1 protein-coding gene is annotated in these 294 nt (G+C 60.5%); it reads left to right on the forward strand.

Annotated elements, in window-relative coordinates:
• A partial coding sequence (locus tag SB751_RS29460; protein ID WP_410748959.1) for an aldo/keto reductase occupies positions 1-294 on the forward strand: 294 nt, incomplete at both ends.

Below are 294 nucleotides of genomic sequence, written 5' to 3' on the forward strand. Positions count from 1 at the left end.
GAAGCAGCTGCTGAACGCTATTCGGAGATGCAATACCGCTTTTGCGGCAAGTCGGGACTCAAGCTGCCGGCGCTCTCGCTCGGCCTTTGGCACAACTTCGGCGACACCACGCCGATTTCGACGCAGCGTGACATTCTGCGTACGGCCGTCGATCTCGGCATCACGCACTTCGACCTCGCGAACAATTACGGCCCGCCGTACGGCAGCGCCGAAACCAATTTCGGCCGTATTTTCAAGGACGATTTCCGTCCGTACCGCGACGAGCTGCTGATCTCGTCGAAGGCCGGCTGGGAC

Origin of the sequence: Cupriavidus sp. SIMBA_020 (genome assembly GCF_046535395.1) — a bacterium.
Lineage (GTDB): Bacteria > Pseudomonadota > Gammaproteobacteria > Burkholderiales > Burkholderiaceae > Cupriavidus > Cupriavidus campinensis.